Genomic DNA, 18,047 nt, shown 5'->3' on the forward strand with positions numbered 1-18,047 from the left:
AACAAAGCTAGAACCAACCCTTCCTTTCTTTTTTACTTCACTCCAATACTCTCTACAAACCGCATGAAAGCTGCTTGCCCCTGTCTATTACGTTTGTAGACACCTGCGTCTTCCAAGACACGGACAAAGGTTCTCCCAACAGCTTGTTTGACAACTTCTGAAACGGTTTCTGAACTCGTTTCTGGATGACTAGCCTTAATGGCATCAGCCCAGTCTTTGTGGTAATCGGCCATTTCATTATACTGGTTTAACACGTATTTTTCAACTTCTGCCAGCTCTTTTTTCAGTCTTGGCGGTAAAATGGCTAAGCCCATAACCTCAATCAGCCCGATATTTTCTTTCTTAATATGCTGCACATCAACATGAGGATGATAAACTCCGTCAGGATACTCTGCTGTCGTATGATTGTCACGTAAAACAATATCCAGCTCAAATTGTCCATCGCGTTTTCGAGCAATCGGTGTCACAGTGTGATGCGGTGTATCACCTGTAAATGCAAGAATGTTCATCGTATCATCAGAATAGTTACGCCAAGCCAGACGAATGATTTCAGCCAATTCCACCAAGCTATACTTGTTTGCTCCACGCAGTCTGATAACTGACATAGGCCACTTGACAATACCTGCTGTCACATCTGGAAAGTCTTTGAAATGAAACACGCTATCCAACTCTGCTATTTCCATAGGAAAAATGTGACGGCCGCCTTGATAATGATTGTGACTTAAGATAGAGCCACCGACAATAGGCAAATCTGAGTTAGAACCCGCAAAATAACCCGGGAAGATGTCTACAATGTCAAGGAGCTGTCTAAAAGTGTTCTGGCTAATCACCATAGGTACATGCTCAGTGTTGAGAAAAATGCAGTGCTCGTTGAAATAAGCGTAAGGAGAATACTGGAAACCCCATTTCTCATTACCCAAATTCATACGGATAATGCGATGGTTGGCACGAGCAGGATAATTAATCCTACCCTGATAGCCTTCATTTTCCATGCAAAGTTGGCACTTGGGATAATTGGAAGTCTTAGCTAACTTAGCCGCTGCAATAGCTTTAGGATCCTTTTCAGGTTTTGACAAATTGATAGTAATGTCAATATCTCCATAAACTGATGACGTTGTGAAAGCAATATTTTTAGCAATAGCGGTCACTTTAATATAGTTGTTACGCTTACTGAGTTCATAGAAATCTTTGATAGCTTTCTGAGGAGATTTTGCATAAGTATCCCAGAAAGCTTGATTGACCTGACTTGGAATTGGCGTGATGAAGTTCATTAACTCCGCTCCCAAGCAATCTTTCTCTTCAGCTAAGTCGCCAACTTTACTGTTCACAACAGCCAAATCAACCAATTCATCCTTAAGAGCAATGAGGTTGCTTTGGTTTGTATCCTGCTGAGCATTATCTTCACCAACCAAAGCAAGAATACGATTGCTAAGGTAGGTAGCATCCAATTCAGCATAGTCACTATTTTCAATAATTTTACTAACAAAAGTATCTAGTAATGCTGTCATCGTTTTATTTCCTTGAGAGAACACGACTGCCGCCTGCGATTTCTGCGATATAAAAGGCTGGCGCGTAACCTACTGTTTCAGTGTAAATGCGACCGACATTTTCTTTTAAGGCTGCAACCTTATCTTTGGCAACAATAGCAATGCCGCAGCCGCCAAAACCAGCTCCTGTCATACGAGCGCCCAGAACACCTTCTTGTTCCCAAGCGGTATGAGCCAGCGTGTCAAGTTCAATCCCTGTTACTTCATAGTCATGTTCCAGAGAAACATGCGAGGCATTGATCAATCGTCCAAATTTCTCCAAATCACCAGCTGCAAGGGCTTTCTTAGCTTTCAGAGTTCTTTGATTTTCAGAAACTGCATGGCGAGCGCGTTTGATACGCTTAGCATCCTTGATGAGATAAGCATATTCGTCAAAAGTTTCTTCATCCAATTCACCAAGAGACTTGATGTCAAGAAGAACATTCAATTCTTCGACTGCTTTTTCACATTCCGTACGGCGCTCATTATATTTCGAGTCAGCCAACTCACGGCGTTTGTTGGTATTCATAATAACAATAACATTGTCACCAAGGTCAAGCGGTACAAGATCATATTCCAAAGTCTTCGTATCAAGATAAATAGCCTTCTTTTCAGCTCCCATACCAATAGCAAATTGATCCATGATTCCTGAATTAACACCGATAAAGTCATTTTCAGTTCTTTTCCCAATTTTTACTAAATCAAGACGATCAAGTTTAAGATCAAACAACTCTTCAGCCATAATCCCAATCAACAATTCAAGAGATGAAGATGAAGATAGCCCAGAACCATTTGGAATATTTCCAAAAACATAGACATCCATACCATTGTCAATCGAGTGCCCTGCTTCTTGCAAGTATTTGATGACGCCTTTAGGATAATTCGTCCAACTATCCTTCTTATCAAATATAAGATGATCAAGACTGATTTCAATAATACCAAGTTCTTCAAAGTTAGCGGAGTAAAAGCGGAGTAATTTATCATCACGTTTACGAGCTGCACCGTATGTTCCCAAGGTGATTGCTGCGGGAAAGACACGACCGCCATTATAATCGGTATGCTCTCCAATAAGATTGATACGTCCCGGTGAGAAAAAAGTAGCGTCTGCTTCTCTTCCAAAAACGTGAGTAAAGGCTTGGTTTAATTCTTGTTTTTTCATAAGAATCCTTTCTAACTTCTGATTTTACAAATCTATTTTATAATCTTAGAAATCTGAGGTCAATATTTTTACTAAAATTTTACTAAATTTATTTTCTTTTTCCTTTACTTTTGTTATACTGAAATGAGAAGGAAGGATGATAATGGCTACATTAAAAGACATTGCAAAATTAGCAAAAGTTTCTCAGGCAACGGTTTCCAGAGTATTGAACAAAGATGAAACCTTATCTGTCAGTCAAAAGACTAAGCATCGTATTTTAACGGTTGCTGATGAGCTTGGTTATCAGAAGCATTTAAAAACCACTAATTCTCCTCAGGTCAGACAAAAAATTGCTATCGTGCAATGGTACAGTCAGCAGGAAGAACTCAACGATCTTTATTACTATTCTATTCGTATCGGTATTGAAAAGCGTGCTCAGGAATTAGATTATGATATTGTCCGTTATTTTGATAACGATATCAGTAAAGTGTCTGCAGATGTCGTCGGTCTCATTGCCATCGGTAAATTCAGTACTTATCAAATTGCAGAGCTGAAAAAATTATCCGATAAACTGGTTTTTGTTGACAGTGACACTCTCAACGCTGGGTATCCTTGCGTAATGACTGACTTTGACAATGCTGTTGTTAAAGTTTTAGATTATTTTTTAGATCATGGCTTAACCAAAATTGGTATGATTGCTGGCGAAGAAAAAACGACAGATGGCAGAGAACTGCTCATTGATCAACGGTTTCGTACCTTTCGAAATTATGCCTATGAACAAGACATCTACAATCCAAACTATATCTTCATTGGGGACTTTTCAGCACAGACTGGTTATCATTTGATAAAAAAGGCCATCAAAGAACTCAAGGAAAACTTACCACAAGCATTTTTTATTGCTAATGATAGCTTAGCCATTGGAGCGCTTCGTGCTTTGCAAGAAGCAAACATTCCTGTCCCCAATCGTGTCAGTTTGATTTCTTTTAACGATACAGCCTTGACTAAACAGGTCTTCCCAGCACTCTCCAGCATTACTGTCTTTACCAAAGAAATGGGCCGTACTGCTGTTGATATCCTCAACAGACAAATCCTTAACCCTCATATTATTCCAAGCATGACCAGATTGGCCACTCAGCTGACATTAAGAGAAAGCAGCATTTAGGAAACAAGACACATTGATTCAAATAAAATCATTTGACAGTATCAACAATGTCAAACTGTCAAATAGTCAATCAGAATCGCTTTATTACTTGATACAAACATTAAAAAACAACAGGCCGTCACTTTTTAAGTGGTATCGTCTGTTGTTTTCTTATTTTATCCTAGTTTATCTTAATACAAAAAGCATCCCAAGGCTGGAGTTTGTGATTGGCAAGAGCAGCGCTTTCATTTGTATTGCTAATGAGAGTTTCTTGTTTGTCAACATCAATCTCTAGAACTTCTTCCTGATCTGAAACATTGACCACTATAAGATACCTTTCTTCTCTTACCTTTCGTAAATAGGCAAATACTTTGTCCGCTGTAGGGAGCAATTCAAAATCGGCATCTACTAGCCAATCATTTTCTTTTCGAAGCTGAATGAGTTGTTGATAGGTGTAAAAGATAGAATTGGAATTTTTCAGAGCTGCTTGAACATTTATGTCTTTATAGTTTGGATTAACTGGCAGCCATGTTTTATCCGCTGTTGAAAATCCGGCATTTTGAGAAGCATCCCATTGCATAGGTGTTCTGGCATTATCACGGCCAATCATACGAATACTGTCCATGATAGTTTCCATAGACTTACCATTTGTAAAAGCTTCCTTAGCATAATTAAGGGATTCAATATCATCAAGTTCATTTAAATCTTTAAAAGGATAGTTGGTCATCCCAATCTCTTCACCTTGATAAATATAAGGTGTCCCACGCATAAGGTGAAGAAGAATAGCCAGTGCTTTAGCAGACTTCTCACGATATTTGCCCGTATTTCCCCAGATTGATAAAACACGAGGCAGGTCATGGTTATTCCAGAATAACGAATTCCACCCCTGTCCTAATTCCAACTCAGTCTGCCATTTATTAAAGATTGTTTTTAAAGCAGGAACATTAAGTTCCTTCACATAATCCCATTTAGGAGCTTCTGGTTTATGCTGAAGACCAATATGTTCAAATTGAAAAACCATAGAGAGTTCGTGATTGACTGGATTTGAATATTGCTTCGCAATCTCAGGCGTTGCTCCCCAAGTTTCCCCCACAGTCAGCAGATCATGTTGACCAAAACTAGCGGCATTCATCTCCTTAAGATAAGCATGCAATTTTGGTCCGTTACTGACAATATGCTGAGCAGGAATTTTCCCAATCATATCAATGACGTCCATCCGAAAGCCACCAATACCTTTATCAATCCAGAAATTCATCATATCATAAATTTTCTGACGTAAGTTTGCGTTTTCCCAGTTTAGATCTGGCTGCTTCTTACTAAAAAAATGCAAATAATATTGATCGGACTTATCATCATACTGCCAAGCAGAACCACCGAAAATAGATTCCAAATCATTTGGCTGGTCACACCAAATATAATAATCGCGTTCAGAACTGTCTGGATGCTCACGTGCTTCAATAAACCAAGCGTGTTCATCTGAGGTATGATTAACCACTAGATCCATAATGATTTTTATGCCGCGCATTTTTGCCTGCGTCAGCAAATTATCCATATCAGCCATATTGCCAAAAATATCCGCAATTGCTTCATAGTTCGCAATGTCATAGCCATTGTCATCCATGGGGCTATCATAAACTGGAGATAGCCAAATAGCCATAACCCCTAACTTTTGCAAATAATCCAATTTACTCGTAATGCCTTTGAGATCACCAATTCCATCACCATTTGTATCCATAAAAGATTTTGGATAAATTTGATAAACAGTTGCCTTGTGCCACCAATGTTTTTGCATCTCATCACCACCTTTAATTTATTATGACATGTTAGTCTCTTTAGTTCTAATAAAGAGACTGAGAAAATCTAAAACAATTTAAGCCGTTTTTTATCGAATGGCTGCTTCCGTTTCTGCGTCAAAGAAGTGACCCTTGGCAACATTAAAGGTGAGAGAGACCTTTTCACCCGGTTCATGGAAATCTCTAGCATCGACACGTGCTGCAAATTCTGTTTGCCCAAGTTTAAGATAAAGCATGGTTTCACTGCCAAGCAATTCTGAGACAACCACTTCTGCATCAACTGTAGCATCTGGATAAGTTTCCTGAACTAAAAGACTGCTGGAAATATCCTCCGGACGAATACCAAAAATTAAGTTCTTATTCTTAAAACCTTTAGACTCAAGCATTTTAAGCTGCCCTTCTGTAACAGCAATCGTTAAGCCATCCTTACCGACCAGCTGCCCATCTTTGATAGTAACATCAAAGAAGTTCATGGCCGGACTGCCGATAAAACCAGCAACGAATTTATTAGCAGGCCGGTTATAAAGTTCCTGAGGCGTTCCTACCTGTTCCACGCGGCCAATTGTACCTGAACCATCCTCATTTTTTGTTGAACTCATAATAACAATACGGTCAGCTAAGGTCATGGCTTCCGTTTGGTCATGGGTAACATAAATGGTCGTTGCACCGATACGACGATGAATTTTCGCAATCTCTGCCCGCATAGATACCCGCAACTTGGCATCTAAATTGGACAGGGGCTCATCCATCAAAAAGACCTTGGCATCACGAACAATTGCCCGACCCATAGCCACACGCTGACGTTGACCTCCGGATAAATCAGCTGGTTTACGTTCTAAAAATTCGGTCAGACCAAGAATTTGTGCAGCTTCCTTGACACGCTTATCAATAGCTTCTTTGGAATAGTGACGTAGTTTAAGTCCAAAAGCCATATTATCATAAACGCTCATATGAGGATAAAGCGCATAGTTTTGGAAAACCATAGCAATATCGCGATCTTTGGGGGCCTTATCATTGACCACTTCACCGTCAATTTTAAGTTCGCCCTTGGTAATATCCTCCAAACCAGCAACCATCCGAAGGGTTGTTGATTTTCCGCAGCCTGAAGGACCAACAAAAACGATGAATTCTTTGTTCTTGATATCCAAGTCAAAATCTTCAACAGAGTAATGACTGCTGTTAGGGTATTTTTTATAAATGTGATTTAAATTTAGTTCAACCATAGTCTCTCTCCTAATTATTCAAAGCTTATTGTTTGATCATTTTCTGTTACTCTGTATGTCATATCTTGGAGATTAATCTCTGCTTTTGCGATATGACTGCCATCTTTATTTTGACGTTCTATGACAATGGTCGCTTCATTTGGCGTTTCCACTTCAATACGGCCATCCAAATCAAAAGCTGCTGACTGATTGCGGTAAGTAAAGAGATTTAAAAGTGCCTTGACAACTGGTCGCTTCACTTCCTTAGCAATTTCTTCACTACTATAATAATGACGGTTGATATTGCGGCCTTCTTTAGTGCTTTCCAGTAATTCAAGATCATTCTTGCCAGCTAAAAAGCCAACGTAATAAACCTGTGGAATACCTGGAGCAAAAGCTTGTATCAAGCGGGCCAAAAAGTATTTTTGATCATCATCACCAAGTGCTGAATAGTAAGTTGAATTAATTTGATAGATATCCAAGTTATTATATTCGGCAGTTGAATACTTACGATTGACATTGGCACCGACCTTATAAAGCTCATTAGAAGTATAGGTAATTTCTTCGTCAGTCAGGATATCCTTAACATCAACCACACCAATACCGTCATGTGTATCAAGGGTGGTGAACTGTTTCATCGGACTCATTTTCAGCCATTTGGCAAGACGGTCAACCTTGCCCGAATATAGGCTGTAGAGCGTCACCATAGGCAGGGCAAAATCATAAACATAGTAATCATGGTCTGCAATTTTAAATTGAATAGTATAGTGTTCATGAATTTCCGGCAAGATTTCCGCACCCGATACAGCAGCTATATCACGAACTTTATCTAGCAGAGTCCAGATTTCAGGTTCAACAAAGAAATCATTCGTATCTAGCTTTTTAACAGCATAAGCAAAGGCATCCAAACGAATGAGATCACAGCCGTTGGCTGCTAAATTTTCAATGGTAGAGCGAATAAAATCCATAGTCACTTCTTTAGTCACGTCAAGATCAATCTGTTCCTCCCCAAAAGTGTTCCAGAGATGTTCAACACTGCCATCTGCAAATTGGATTTCCTGCTTAGGTGCTCGATCCTTACGCTTATAAATCAGGTCTACATCTTCTTGTGTCGGGCGATTTTTAGGCCAAAATTTATCCCAATTTAAAAATAGATCTTTATAAGCACTTGCTTCATGCTTTTCTTGGTAATCTTTATAATATTTAGACTGACGCGAAATATGATTAATCATGAAATCAAACATGAGGTAATATTTTTCACCCAAGCGTTTGACATCATCCCAATCGCCAAAAGCAGAGTCAACTTCATGGTAATCAATCGGTGCAAAGCCACGATCACCTGTGGAAGGAAAGAATGGCAGCAAATGGACACCGCCAACAGCATCTCCAAAATAATTCTCAATATTTTCATTCAATTCTTTCAAATTTTTACCCAAACTGTCTGCGTAAGTAATCAACATTGTTTTATTTGTAATTGGCATTTTATCTCCTCTAATTAATTTTGGTTTATACCAGTTCAACCTAAAAATAACAGCCACATCTTTAGCTCCTACGACGCGAGCCAGAAGTAATCGTTCTTATTGCAGGTGGCGAGCTAGTGGGAACTTAGGCAGACCGCCATAGCGGCTGGCGTTAGTTAATGAAGAGCTGCTTAAGCGGTCATTATCTATAGCTCTCACTTCACAGCTCCATTGCTCATACCAGCAATAATGTGTTTTTGGAAAATAAGATAAACAATTGTAATGGTAATAATACCAACAATGTAAGAAGCAAAACTAGGACCGTAATCATTGAAATATTGTCCGCTATAATTGTATTGGAAAAGAGGAAGCGTCCACATACTTGAATCCTTATTAAGAATCAGCAATGGCAACATAAAGTCGTTCCAGAACCAAAGTGCATTAATAATCAGAGTTGTTGCGTGCATTGGTTTTAACATAGGGAAAATGATTTTACGATAAGTTGTCAATTTATCCGCACCATCAATTTCAGCTGCTTCATCTAAACTATCAGGTACACTTAGTTTGATATAACCCACGTAAAGGAAGAGTGTCTGTGGAATAGCATAAGTTAAATACAGAATAATTAATCCCCACATATTAGCCAAGCCTAATTTACTCATCATAACCGTAATAGGAATCATGATAACCTGGAAAGGAACGAAAATTCCCAGAATCAACAGGCTATACATGATATTGAAAGCTTTTCTTCTAGACATGTTACGCGCAATGGAATAAGCCGCTGCAGGGATAAAGAGCATGACCACCAAAACGGATAAAACAGTAATCACCGTTGAATTCCAAAAATAGCCGCCAACACCATCAGCTAACAAACGTTTGTAATTATCCAAGGTGATAGGATTTGGAAAGGCAAAAAAATGATTCATAATATCCTTAGTTTTCTTAAAAGAGCTAAAGACAGTAACCATCAGTGGGATCAAAATCAGGATGCCACCAACAGTCAAAAGTACATATTTCCAAAAATAATTTATTTTTTCTTCTTTTTTCATAGCATCAGTCTCCTCTAAACTTCAAACTTCTTAGAGAGTTTAATTTGCAGCACAGAAACAATTCCAATGATAATGAATAAAATCAAAGCAATAGCATTAGCATAACCATACTGATTACTCTTAAAGGCATAGTTATAAACCAAAAGGCCTAATGATGTTGTTGAATTATTTGGACCGCCACCTGTTAAGGCAAAGATTTGATCAAAGGCCGTAAGACCAGCTTTTAAAGCCATGATGAAAACCATGGAAATACTTGGCAGTAAGTAGGGCAACTCGACTGACCAAAATGTCTGTTTACTGTCAGCACCATCAATAGCTGCTGCTTCGACAATCTCTGATGGAATACTCTGTAATCCTGAAAGGAAAAGAATAATAGGCATAGCAACACCTTGCCACAAAAGAACAAAGATTGAAGCAATAACCGCCCCGTTCGCTGTTCCCAACATACTTGTTTCTAAAAATTTAATTCCCAAAGCACTGCCAACTGCTGGCAAACCATAATTGAAAACCTGTTTAAAAATCAAAGAAACTGTCAAACCAGATAAAACAGCTGGAAAGAAGAACCAGGCTCTGAAAAAAGTTTTTCCTTTGATCTTAGCATTAAGCGCACGTGCAATGATAATACCAAGGACAATTTCACCGACAATCAAGGCCAGAGTCAAAACCAAAGTAAAACCAATAGCCTTCATAAATTTCCCATCAGTCATCAAAATCTTATAATTATTAATACCAACAAAATCAAAATTATAGGTCAGACCTGTCCAATTAGTAAAGCTATAAAAAGCACCCTGAAACATAGGAAAATAAAAGAATACAACTTGTAAAATGAGCGGTACGATTAAAAATGTCCAACCCCAGTATTTATTTAAAACTTTTCTGATAGTCATCCCTTATCCCTCCTAATCAACGTCTGCTTTCATTGGATTAAAGAAAGCGTTAAGCCCATCAGCTAAACCTTTAGCATTTTTTGTCATTAGATAATTGGTTGTGGCTGTAAAGAAATCATCTTCACTATTCCAATGCTGACCTAACCACACATAGTGTTTATCAGTAAAAGCTAATTTAGTTAAAGGTTGCAAAGGTGAATTCTTATCTTCTCTGACTCCTTTTACTGCTACTGGTGAACCATCAACATCATAATATTTCTGCATCGCCCTAGCAGTCGTCATGTATTTAACAAATTTTTCAGCTTCTTTAAGATGTTTTGTTTTAGCTGAAATTGATAGAGCTAAATCTCCGGCTCCAACTGTTATGCCATTTCCAGTTTTTTTGCCCGGAAAAGCAAAGGTTCCAATTTCAAATTTGGGATCTTGTTGTTTAATAGCTGGCAAGGCCCACGAACCATTAGGTGTCATAAGAGCTTTTTCATTAGCAAATGCCACAAGAGCATCATTATAAGAAGCTCCCTTCCAATTTTTCTGCTGATTGCCATCATCTGCTAAAAGATTGAGCCGAACCATATCTTCTTTTAAAATTTTATCACTGGTTTTAATCGAATTTGGTTGGGAAAAGCGAAGGTATTTATTAGCGGCATTAGCACTGCCAGTGACTGAAATCAAGGATAACTGATGATAACCATTCAAGGTCCAACCTTCTGTTCCCGCTAAAGCAAACGGTGTTTCCTTTTTTGCTTTGATTTCTTCAACCAATTTAACAAACTCATCCCAAGTTTCAGGAACCTTCAAACCTAATTCTTTAAATTTGGTCTTGTTATAATAAATTCCTGAAACATTAGCTGTTAACGGGACGCTGTAAACCTTTTGATTAACTTTATATTCGTTAGCATAATGATTCTTTAAATGGTTAAGATAGGCTTTACCCGTCATATTATAAAAATAACCTGCTTTGGACCATTCTTGGAAGTCCATATTTTGAGGATAAATATTGATAACATCGGGCACATCTCCTGATAAGACACGCGTTTTGAGGACTGTACCAGCATCTGGAACACTAGTCATCTTGACATGAATTTTAGGATTTTCCCTTTCAAAGTCCTTAATTATCTTTTTCAAGGTAGCGTCCATTTCTTTTTTTTGGTTAAAATACTCAATTGTTACTTTATCCTCCTTTGACTGCGAAGCCTTACTTTTGTTGCATGCAGCTAGTAAGACGCTCGTCAGACCGACAATACCTAGTAATCCAATTTTTTTATACCATTTCATAAGTGTCTCCTTCTACTTTTTAATAAAATAGTATTGTTTACTCAAATAATCACCTTGCGGCATATCAATGGTCAATCCCGCATACATTAACTCCGCACCTGAAAAGACTTGTCCAGTTTCTATAAGAACATAAATGGCATCTGCATCTAGTCCTCTCAACTTTACAGTTGTTTCCATCATCTCTATGGTTGATTGAATACGGACATAGGTAACCAGTACCTGATTGTCATAGGTATATTGCACTGCTACCTCATTAATTCCAACTTCGGGATTAATTAGACGGTAAAGCTTGCCAAATTGTACAACAGACCTTATCTTTTTATAATGTTTAATCTGATTGGCAACAGCCTTTTTTTCATTTTTGGTTAAGATTGCTAAGTCCAATTCATAACCTAAATTTCCCATCATAGCAACATGACCTCGTGTTGTAAGAGGGGTATGACGGTTCATTTGATGGTTAGGAACCGCTGAAACATGAGCTCCCATAGAAATAGTTGGGTAAAGATAAGAGGAACCATACTGTATAGGCAGTCTTGCAATAGCATCTGTATTATCACTTGACCACACTTGAGGAAAATAACACATCATCCCCAAATCGTTGCGACCGCCACCTCCTGAACAGGATTCAAACAAGACCTTATCGTGTTTTGTTGTTAAGTAAGAAACAATATCATACAACCCCAGTATATAAGCATGCGACTGCATTTGCGTTTCCAAGTAAGTTCTGCCATTGCCAATATTGGTTATATTGCGATTGTAGTCCCATTTAACATAATCAATCGTATTTTCTGTCAGCAGCTTATCAAGAACAGTTTTGATATAAGCAACTACATCGGGATTAGCTAGATTCAAGACCAATTGATTGCGAGAATAAGTATGCTCTCGCTGATCTGCCTGAATGACCCAATCAGGATGAGCTCTATAAAGTTTGCTGTCAACTGATACCATTTCTGGTTCAAACCAAAGGCCGAACTGTAATCCTCTATCATGAATTTCCTTGATAAAGCTATCAAGGGAACCACTAAGTTTTTCTTCATTGACAAACCAATCACCAAGTGAGCTATTGTCATCAAAACGATGACCAAACCAACCATCGTCAAGCACAAAGAGTTCAATGCCAAGTTTTCTGGCTTCATCTGCCAGCCCCAGCAATTGACTCCGATTAAAATCAAAATATGTTGCCTCCCAATTATTGATAAGGATAGGACGTTCCTTATTAGCAAAATTCTTAGGAATAATATGACGTTTAATAAAATTATGACTTTCTTGTGTCAGATCCGTTAATCCCTTATCAGTGTAGGTTATCAAAGCTACAGGTGTCTCAAAACTCTGATTAGCCTGCAGGTCCCATGAAAAATTATCATCATTTATTCCGATGCCTAAGCGAACCTCGTTTAATTGATTTTTTTGAACAAAAGCTTGAAAATTTCCGCTATAGATTAATTGTAAAGCCAAAGCCTCTCCATAAAACTCATTGCTATCATGCTCTGTTAAAATTAAGGAAGGGGTTTGAGCATGTCCTGAAGCTCCTCGATTAGAGCCTATTTTAAACAGACCCTGTTCAATCTGGTGGCGCCGAAGCGTCTTCTCGCGAGCATAAGCTCCTTGAAAAGTTATCACATCATAATGGCTGGCAGGTAAATCAAACATTGTTGATAAAGCACGATGAAGAATAACAGGCTTATCAGATAAATTTTCAAATTTGACAAAGGTTGAAATGGTGGCATTATCATCATAAGCCGTATAATACAGAGTCATGCGCAGTTTTGCCAAATCATCTTCTAAGATAAGAGCCAAGCTTTGAGCACTCTCACTGCTATGTGGATTAGGCAAACCTCTTGCCTTGATCCCCCCCTTAATAATTTTAGCCTTCTTAAATTTAAACCGTGTTAAATCATTATTATCATGTTGAAGGATTAGTGAAGGCACTCTAAAATCACCAAAACCATGAACACCAAATATTTGTCTTTGTGTATCATAACTATAATTTCTATTGTCCGCCACTGGATTAGCTGAAAAAGCATGATCCTTTTCAAAAACAGTATTGGAAAAATGATAGGCTTCAATTTTTTTACCTAGATGTTTTAAAAGCAAATCACCATCTCTTTCTTCAATAATCAATGATGAGTCTTTGGTGTGTATATAAAAAAGGTTATCTTTAATAACAATGCCCATTTGTTCTCCCTTCATATTACCCTTATTATACATTTTGTAACCGTTTTAAAAAATAGGTGTTTGTTGCTAAAATATGGTAAAATGTTTCCTAAAGAAAGGTAAAGAAAATGAATATTCTAAATATCTATAATGAATTTGATATTAATAATTTCGATTTAAGCGTTGATCACTACGGTTCAGAAAAATGTGATAGAGGCTATTCCTTTGGTCCAACTATTCGAGACAATTATGTCATTCATTTCATCCTTGAAGGTAAAGGAAAACTTACCATAAATCAACACACCCTTGACTTAGCAGCAGGTGATATCTTCCTTCTCCCCAAAGATATCTCAACCTTTTATCAAGCAGATCTCCAAATGCCTTGGAGCTATATCTGGATTGGCTTTAGCGGTTCAAAAGCCGAGAATATTCTTAAGCAGTCAAGCCTTTTTAAACGTTTTTATTGTCATTCTGGCCGCAGCTCCAAGCTCTTCTCACAAATGATGACCATTATTCAATTTGCCAACACCCCCTTAACCTCTGTCAATGAATTACTAATGGTAGGTGAACTTTATAAGCTTTTAGCTGCCCTCATTGAAGAATTTCCTCTATCTCACTTAGAAGAGAGCAATAGCTCAACAAAAGCTTATGTTAACCAAGTGAAAAAAATAATACATTCGCAGTATGGCAGTTCCCTTCGAGTTAATGATATTGCTAAAAAGCTGAATCTTAGTCGAAGTTATCTCTATAAAATTTTTAGAAAAAGTACAAATCTTTCCATAAAAGAGTACATACTTCAAGTCAGAATGAAAAGAAGTCAGTATTTGCTTGAAAATCCCAAATTAAGTATTGCTGAAATATCCAATTCTGTTGGTTTTAGCGATTCACTTGCATTTAGTAAAGCCTTTAAAAATTATTTTGGAAAAAGCCCCAGTAAATTTAGAAAAGAAATCCAAAATAATTAAGCAAATGAGTTTTGCACAACTATTGGTCTTTTTTATTAGAAAGGAACAGTTTTGCAAACGTTTGCGATACAAATTTATTGTAGCACTATTTCTAATTTTGTAAAGTGATTTCCTAGACTAATAGAGCCATTCCGCTTACTTTTTAGTACTAGGCAGACACAAGTTTGGTAAACAAACTGCCCCACCAAACAGAAGTTGAGACAAACACACATGATAGCCATAAAAATCATTTTCCCCCTCCTTTTCTTTCATTATGACGCAACCTCTAATCAGCAAAAAAAGAGAACTCTATGAAAAGAACCACTTATAATGGACAGTATAAAAAAGTTATATACTGTTCTTATAAGGAGGTTCTTTTCATATGGCCAAAAAAGGAAGCAAGTTCACTAAGTATTCATCAGAATTCAAATTACAGGTCGTAAAAGATTACCTTAGTGGGAAGAGTGGAGGGATGCCTTCCATTGTCAAAAAATATGGGTTAAAATCAGACAATCAGGGACTAACTTGGACAAGGAAATGCCGCGAAAACCCAGCCCTACTCACACAAGATTTACGAGGCACTAAGTCCACTGGTCGTCCTAAAACGAGAAATCTAGATGAGATGTCACTAGAAGAGCAGAATGCTTATCTACACATGGAAAATACCATTTTAAAGACCTTAAGGACTCTCCTCAGAAAGTGAGAAGAGGTCATCTTTATCAAGTCGTTGATCGGTTAAAGAATCGTTACCCTGTCTCCTCTTTATGTTCCTATTTTGGTTTCCCAAGGTCATCATACCTACCTCTGGTTAAGCAATGGGAAACCTGAATATAAGCAGTTTGATTCAAACCTCGCTCAAAAGGTTACAGACCTCTTCCATGATACTCAGAAAGGTTATCGCTTCATCTGTTATCAACTCTTCCGTAACCCAAAGACTATTTTACGCTATATGCGTATTCTTGGTCATCACTCACCTATTCGTAAGAAGAGGTATCATTCTTGTACTCAACGAGAGATAACTGAAAAGGCAAGACACGTCCACTACAACGTGCTTGCCCGAAACTTTAAAGCAGAACGCCCTCTCCAGAAACTAACAACGGATGTCAGCTACGTTTACTACAACTATGGGAGGATGTTACTGAGTGTCATAAAAGATTGTTATGACAATTCCATTTTAGACTATACGCTATCCGATTTCAATGATAACAAGTTAGTTTTTGATAATATAGATCTTGTATTTAATGATTTCTGGGATTCAACTAAGGTCTGCATTCTTCATTCTGAACAAGGATTTCAATACACCAATCAACAATATCTTCGAAAACTAGACCAATATGGAGTGACCATTTCTCATTCTGGTAAGGGAAATGGTTACGATAATGCAGCCTGTGAGAATTTCTTTTCTCACTTGAAGAGTGAGTCCTTAAGACCATTTCCACCTAAAGACAAGGGAACACTCATCCGTCAAATTAGGGAATACATTAACTGGTATAACTACCACAGATCACAAGAGAAATTAAAAGGTACGACTCCTATGGAATTCAGGAAGTCATACCTTACTAAATAATACGCTTTTTATACTGTCTATTTTAGATGGGACTTGACACTAAATTCTCTTTTTAGCAACAGTTGCTGTCTTTACCTGAATATAATCAATTAATTCTACTGTCAAATCATAACGTAAAAAAGGAGTAATGAGATAAATGCCATTAAAATGAGCCAGAACTGCGTCTATCAATTTTTTACTTTCAGCTAAAGCTACTTTCTGACAGGTTTCTTTATCATCCTTAACCGCTTCTAATTTTGCCAGAAAAGATTCTGATAAACTGATTCCCGGAACTTCATTATGTAAGAAAACAGCATTATTATAAGAAGTGATCGGCATAATACCAACAAAAAAGGGCTGTTCATAAGGTTTAGTAACTTCACTTAACTCTTGTATGACTGTTTCGCTAAAAACAGGCTGTGTGATAAAATAATCTGCTCCAGCTGCAACCTTCTTCTCAATTAACCTTCCTGTTCTGCTTAAGTTTTTAACATTAGGGTTAAAAGCTGCAGCAACGGTAAAATGGGTCGCTTTTTTAAGACTAGCACCACTGTAACCATGACCCTGATTGAGTTGCTTAATCAAAGACAGCAATTTGAAACTGGTAGCGTCATAAACACTGGTAGCTCCTGGGAAATCTCCAATTTTTGAGGGATCTCCTGTGATGGCAAGAATATGATCAAATCCCAAAAGATCCATGCCCAAAAGGCGTGACTGCAGTCCAATCATATTATGATCGCGACAGGACAAATGAAGTAAGAAAGGTGTTGCAATCTCATCCTTTAGCATTGACGCCATGCTGAGATTACAAATACGCGTTCTAGCAAGAGAATTATCTGCTAAGGTAATCGCCGCAATACCTTTTTCGTCTAAGGCTTTGACACCATCAACAAATTTGTCAACAGCCAAGGTTTTAGGAGGATCAATTTCAGCAATAATGGTGATCCCTTTTTTAACTTTGTCAACCAGACTTTCTTTTTTCTCCACTTCATAAATCAAGTCTTCTTGACTAATCAAAGGTGTCGTCACTTTTCGCTCAATTGGTTTAAGTCCTCGAATACCACGTTTTATAGCTTTGATATGTTCAGGAGTTGTTCCGCAACAGCCACCAATGAGGCGGACCCCTTCTTCAACAAAAAGTTTAGCACAATACTCAAAATAGTCTGCATTCTGGCTAAAGTGGTAAGGGGTCTCATTATCATCACTGGAAAAAGATAACAGACTGGCATTAGGATAAGCTGATAAATAACTCTGCGCAAACAGTGGTACTTGCTTGAAAGATTGGATCATATGATAAGGTCCCAAATGGCAGTTCAAACCAACGATATCGGCTCCCAACATTACCAAGTTACTAAAAGCTTCCACTAAAGGTCGACCATTTTCAGTAATTCCCGGTTCATGAAGGGCAACATTCGTAATGATCGGCAAGTCTGTTAAAGGCCTCAAGGCCTTTAAAGCAGCCTCAAGTTCTTCTATATCATAGTAAGTCTCTAAGAGCAAACCATCAATTTGCTTCGTTTCCAAAAGAAACCGAACCTGTTCTACAGTCTGAGAAATAATGTCTTCCAAGGACAGTTCACAATGTTTAAGGCCATGTGAAGCACCTATTGTTCCTAAAACAAAGGTATTGTCACCAGCTGCCTGACGGGCCAGATGAACAGCTGCCTGATTGATTGCCTTAACTTCTTTATCGTGACCAAAACTTTTTAAACGATGTCTTTTAGCACCATAAGTATTGGTCTGAATGATGTCTGCTCCAGCTGCAATATAAGCTTGATGAATAGCCAAAATTCGCTCGGGATGACTGATATTATAATATTCATGGCAGGATTCTAAACCATCTGCATAGAGAAGAGTCCCCATAGCTCCATCAGCCACTAAAATATCTGTCTTTAGTTTATCCAGCAATCTGGACATGGTCACTCCCCCTTC

At 37.9% G+C, this 18,047-nt stretch carries 14 protein-coding genes; 4 read left to right on the plus strand and 10 right to left on the minus strand.

The features are described 5' to 3' along the window. Window positions 1–32: 32 nt before the first annotated feature. The gene (gene galT / locus FNL60_RS06190) at window positions 33–1,508 is read right to left on the minus strand and encodes a UDP-glucose--hexose-1-phosphate uridylyltransferase (protein WP_002280362.1); all 1,476 of its coding nucleotides are present in this window, start codon (window positions 1,506–1,508) and stop codon (window positions 33–35) included. Between the two features lie 4 nt (window positions 1,509–1,512). After that, window positions 1,513–2,685, minus strand: coding sequence for a galactokinase (locus FNL60_RS06195; RefSeq protein ID WP_002280361.1), 1,173 nt, complete (start codon window positions 2,683–2,685; stop codon window positions 1,513–1,515). A 142-nt stretch (window positions 2,686–2,827) separates the two neighbouring features. Here FNL60_RS06195 and FNL60_RS06200 point away from each other — a divergent pair, with 142 nt between their 5' ends. Then, window positions 2,828–3,826: a LacI family DNA-binding transcriptional regulator gene (locus FNL60_RS06200; RefSeq protein ID WP_002280360.1), complete on the plus strand. Its 999-nt coding sequence runs from the start codon at window positions 2,828–2,830 to the stop codon at window positions 3,824–3,826. A 160-nt stretch (window positions 3,827–3,986) separates the two neighbouring features. On the opposite strand, the gene dexB is transcribed toward FNL60_RS06200, so the two are convergent. The 7 genes from dexB to FNL60_RS06235 form a co-directional block, all read right to left on the minus strand. Beyond that, window positions 3,987–5,597 (minus strand): glucan 1,6-alpha-glucosidase DexB, encoded by a 1,611-nt coding sequence (gene dexB / locus FNL60_RS06205; RefSeq protein WP_002280359.1) that lies wholly within the window; start codon window positions 5,595–5,597, stop codon window positions 3,987–3,989. A 90-nt stretch (window positions 5,598–5,687) separates the two neighbouring features. Continuing rightward, complete coding sequence (locus FNL60_RS06210) at window positions 5,688–6,821, minus strand: ABC transporter ATP-binding protein (RefSeq protein WP_002280358.1); 1,134 nt, start codon at window positions 6,819–6,821, stop codon at window positions 5,688–5,690. Window positions 6,822–6,835: 14 nt separating this feature from the next. Next, on the minus strand, window positions 6,836–8,281 hold the full coding sequence (gene gtfA / locus FNL60_RS06215; RefSeq protein WP_002280357.1) for a sucrose phosphorylase: 1,446 nt from the start codon (window positions 8,279–8,281) through the stop codon (window positions 6,836–6,838). Between the two features lie 194 nt (window positions 8,282–8,475). Continuing rightward, window positions 8,476–9,309 carry a carbohydrate ABC transporter permease gene (locus tag FNL60_RS06220; protein ID WP_002262874.1) on the minus strand — a complete coding sequence of 278 codons (834 nt, stop codon included), beginning with the start codon at window positions 9,307–9,309 and terminating at the stop codon, window positions 8,476–8,478. A 14-nt stretch (window positions 9,310–9,323) separates the two neighbouring features. Further along, on the minus strand, window positions 9,324–10,196 hold the full coding sequence (locus tag FNL60_RS06225; protein ID WP_002262873.1) for a carbohydrate ABC transporter permease: 873 nt from the start codon (window positions 10,194–10,196) through the stop codon (window positions 9,324–9,326). Window positions 10,197–10,208: 12 nt separating this feature from the next. Continuing rightward, the gene (msmE, locus tag FNL60_RS06230; RefSeq protein WP_002262872.1) at window positions 10,209–11,471 is read right to left on the minus strand and encodes a sugar-binding protein MsmE; all 1,263 of its coding nucleotides are present in this window, start codon (window positions 11,469–11,471) and stop codon (window positions 10,209–10,211) included. Between the two features lie 12 nt (window positions 11,472–11,483). Then, complete coding sequence (locus tag FNL60_RS06235) at window positions 11,484–13,646, minus strand: alpha-galactosidase (RefSeq protein ID WP_002280356.1); 2,163 nt, start codon at window positions 13,644–13,646, stop codon at window positions 11,484–11,486. A gap of 107 nt (window positions 13,647–13,753) precedes the next feature. Here FNL60_RS06235 and FNL60_RS06240 point away from each other — a divergent pair, with 107 nt between their 5' ends. The 3 genes from FNL60_RS06240 to FNL60_RS06250 all read left to right on the plus strand — a co-directional run bounded on the left by FNL60_RS06240 (window position 13,754) and on the right by FNL60_RS06250 (window position 16,136). Next, on the plus strand, window positions 13,754–14,590 hold the full coding sequence (locus FNL60_RS06240) for an AraC family transcriptional regulator (RefSeq protein ID WP_002262870.1): 837 nt from the start codon (window positions 13,754–13,756) through the stop codon (window positions 14,588–14,590). 361 nt (window positions 14,591–14,951) lie between these two features. Then, window positions 14,952–15,272 (plus strand): transposase, encoded by a 321-nt coding sequence (locus tag FNL60_RS06245; protein ID WP_111694389.1) that lies wholly within the window; start codon window positions 14,952–14,954, stop codon window positions 15,270–15,272. A gap of 72 nt (window positions 15,273–15,344) precedes the next feature. Further along, window positions 15,345–16,136 carry an IS3 family transposase gene (locus tag FNL60_RS06250; RefSeq protein ID WP_161602999.1) on the plus strand — a complete coding sequence of 264 codons (792 nt, stop codon included), beginning with the start codon at window positions 15,345–15,347 and terminating at the stop codon, window positions 16,134–16,136. 39 nt (window positions 16,137–16,175) lie between these two features. On the opposite strand, the gene FNL60_RS06255 is transcribed toward FNL60_RS06250, so the two are convergent. Beyond that, window positions 16,176–18,032: a bifunctional homocysteine S-methyltransferase/methylenetetrahydrofolate reductase gene (locus FNL60_RS06255; protein WP_002279958.1), complete on the minus strand. Its 1,857-nt coding sequence runs from the start codon at window positions 18,030–18,032 to the stop codon at window positions 16,176–16,178. Window positions 18,033–18,047 lie beyond the last annotated feature (15 nt).

Origin of the sequence: Streptococcus mutans, assembly GCF_006739205.1 — a bacterium.
Lineage (GTDB): Bacteria > Bacillota > Bacilli > Lactobacillales > Streptococcaceae > Streptococcus > Streptococcus mutans.

Excerpts from the sequence above, each read along its gene's own strand:
- FNL60_RS06245 (WP_111694389.1), top strand. The coding sequence starts at position 14,952 with ATGGCCAAAAAAGGAAGCAAGTTCACTAAGTATTCATCAGAATTCAAA.
- FNL60_RS06235 (WP_002280356.1), bottom strand. The coding sequence starts at position 13,646 with ATGGGCATTGTTATTAAAGATAACCTTTTTTATATACACACCAAAGAC.
- FNL60_RS06200 (WP_002280360.1), top strand. The coding sequence starts at position 2,828 with ATGGCTACATTAAAAGACATTGCAAAATTAGCAAAAGTTTCTCAGGCA.
- FNL60_RS06225 (WP_002262873.1), bottom strand. The coding sequence starts at position 10,196 with ATGACTATCAGAAAAGTTTTAAATAAATACTGGGGTTGGACATTTTTA.
- FNL60_RS06195 (WP_002280361.1), bottom strand. The coding sequence starts at position 2,685 with ATGAAAAAACAAGAATTAAACCAAGCCTTTACTCACGTTTTTGGAAGA.
- FNL60_RS06220 (WP_002262874.1), bottom strand. The coding sequence starts at position 9,309 with ATGAAAAAAGAAGAAAAAATAAATTATTTTTGGAAATATGTACTTTTG.
- FNL60_RS06240 (WP_002262870.1), top strand. The coding sequence starts at position 13,754 with ATGAATATTCTAAATATCTATAATGAATTTGATATTAATAATTTCGAT.
- gtfA (WP_002280357.1), bottom strand. The coding sequence starts at position 8,281 with ATGCCAATTACAAATAAAACAATGTTGATTACTTACGCAGACAGTTTG.
- msmE (WP_002262872.1), bottom strand. The coding sequence starts at position 11,471 with ATGAAATGGTATAAAAAAATTGGATTACTAGGTATTGTCGGTCTGACG.
- FNL60_RS06255 (WP_002279958.1), bottom strand. The coding sequence starts at position 18,032 with ATGTCCAGATTGCTGGATAAACTAAAGACAGATATTTTAGTGGCTGAT.
- dexB (WP_002280359.1), bottom strand. The coding sequence starts at position 5,597 with ATGCAAAAACATTGGTGGCACAAGGCAACTGTTTATCAAATTTATCCA.
- FNL60_RS06210 (WP_002280358.1), bottom strand. The coding sequence starts at position 6,821 with ATGGTTGAACTAAATTTAAATCACATTTATAAAAAATACCCTAACAGC.
- galT (WP_002280362.1), bottom strand. The coding sequence starts at position 1,508 with ATGACAGCATTACTAGATACTTTTGTTAGTAAAATTATTGAAAATAGT.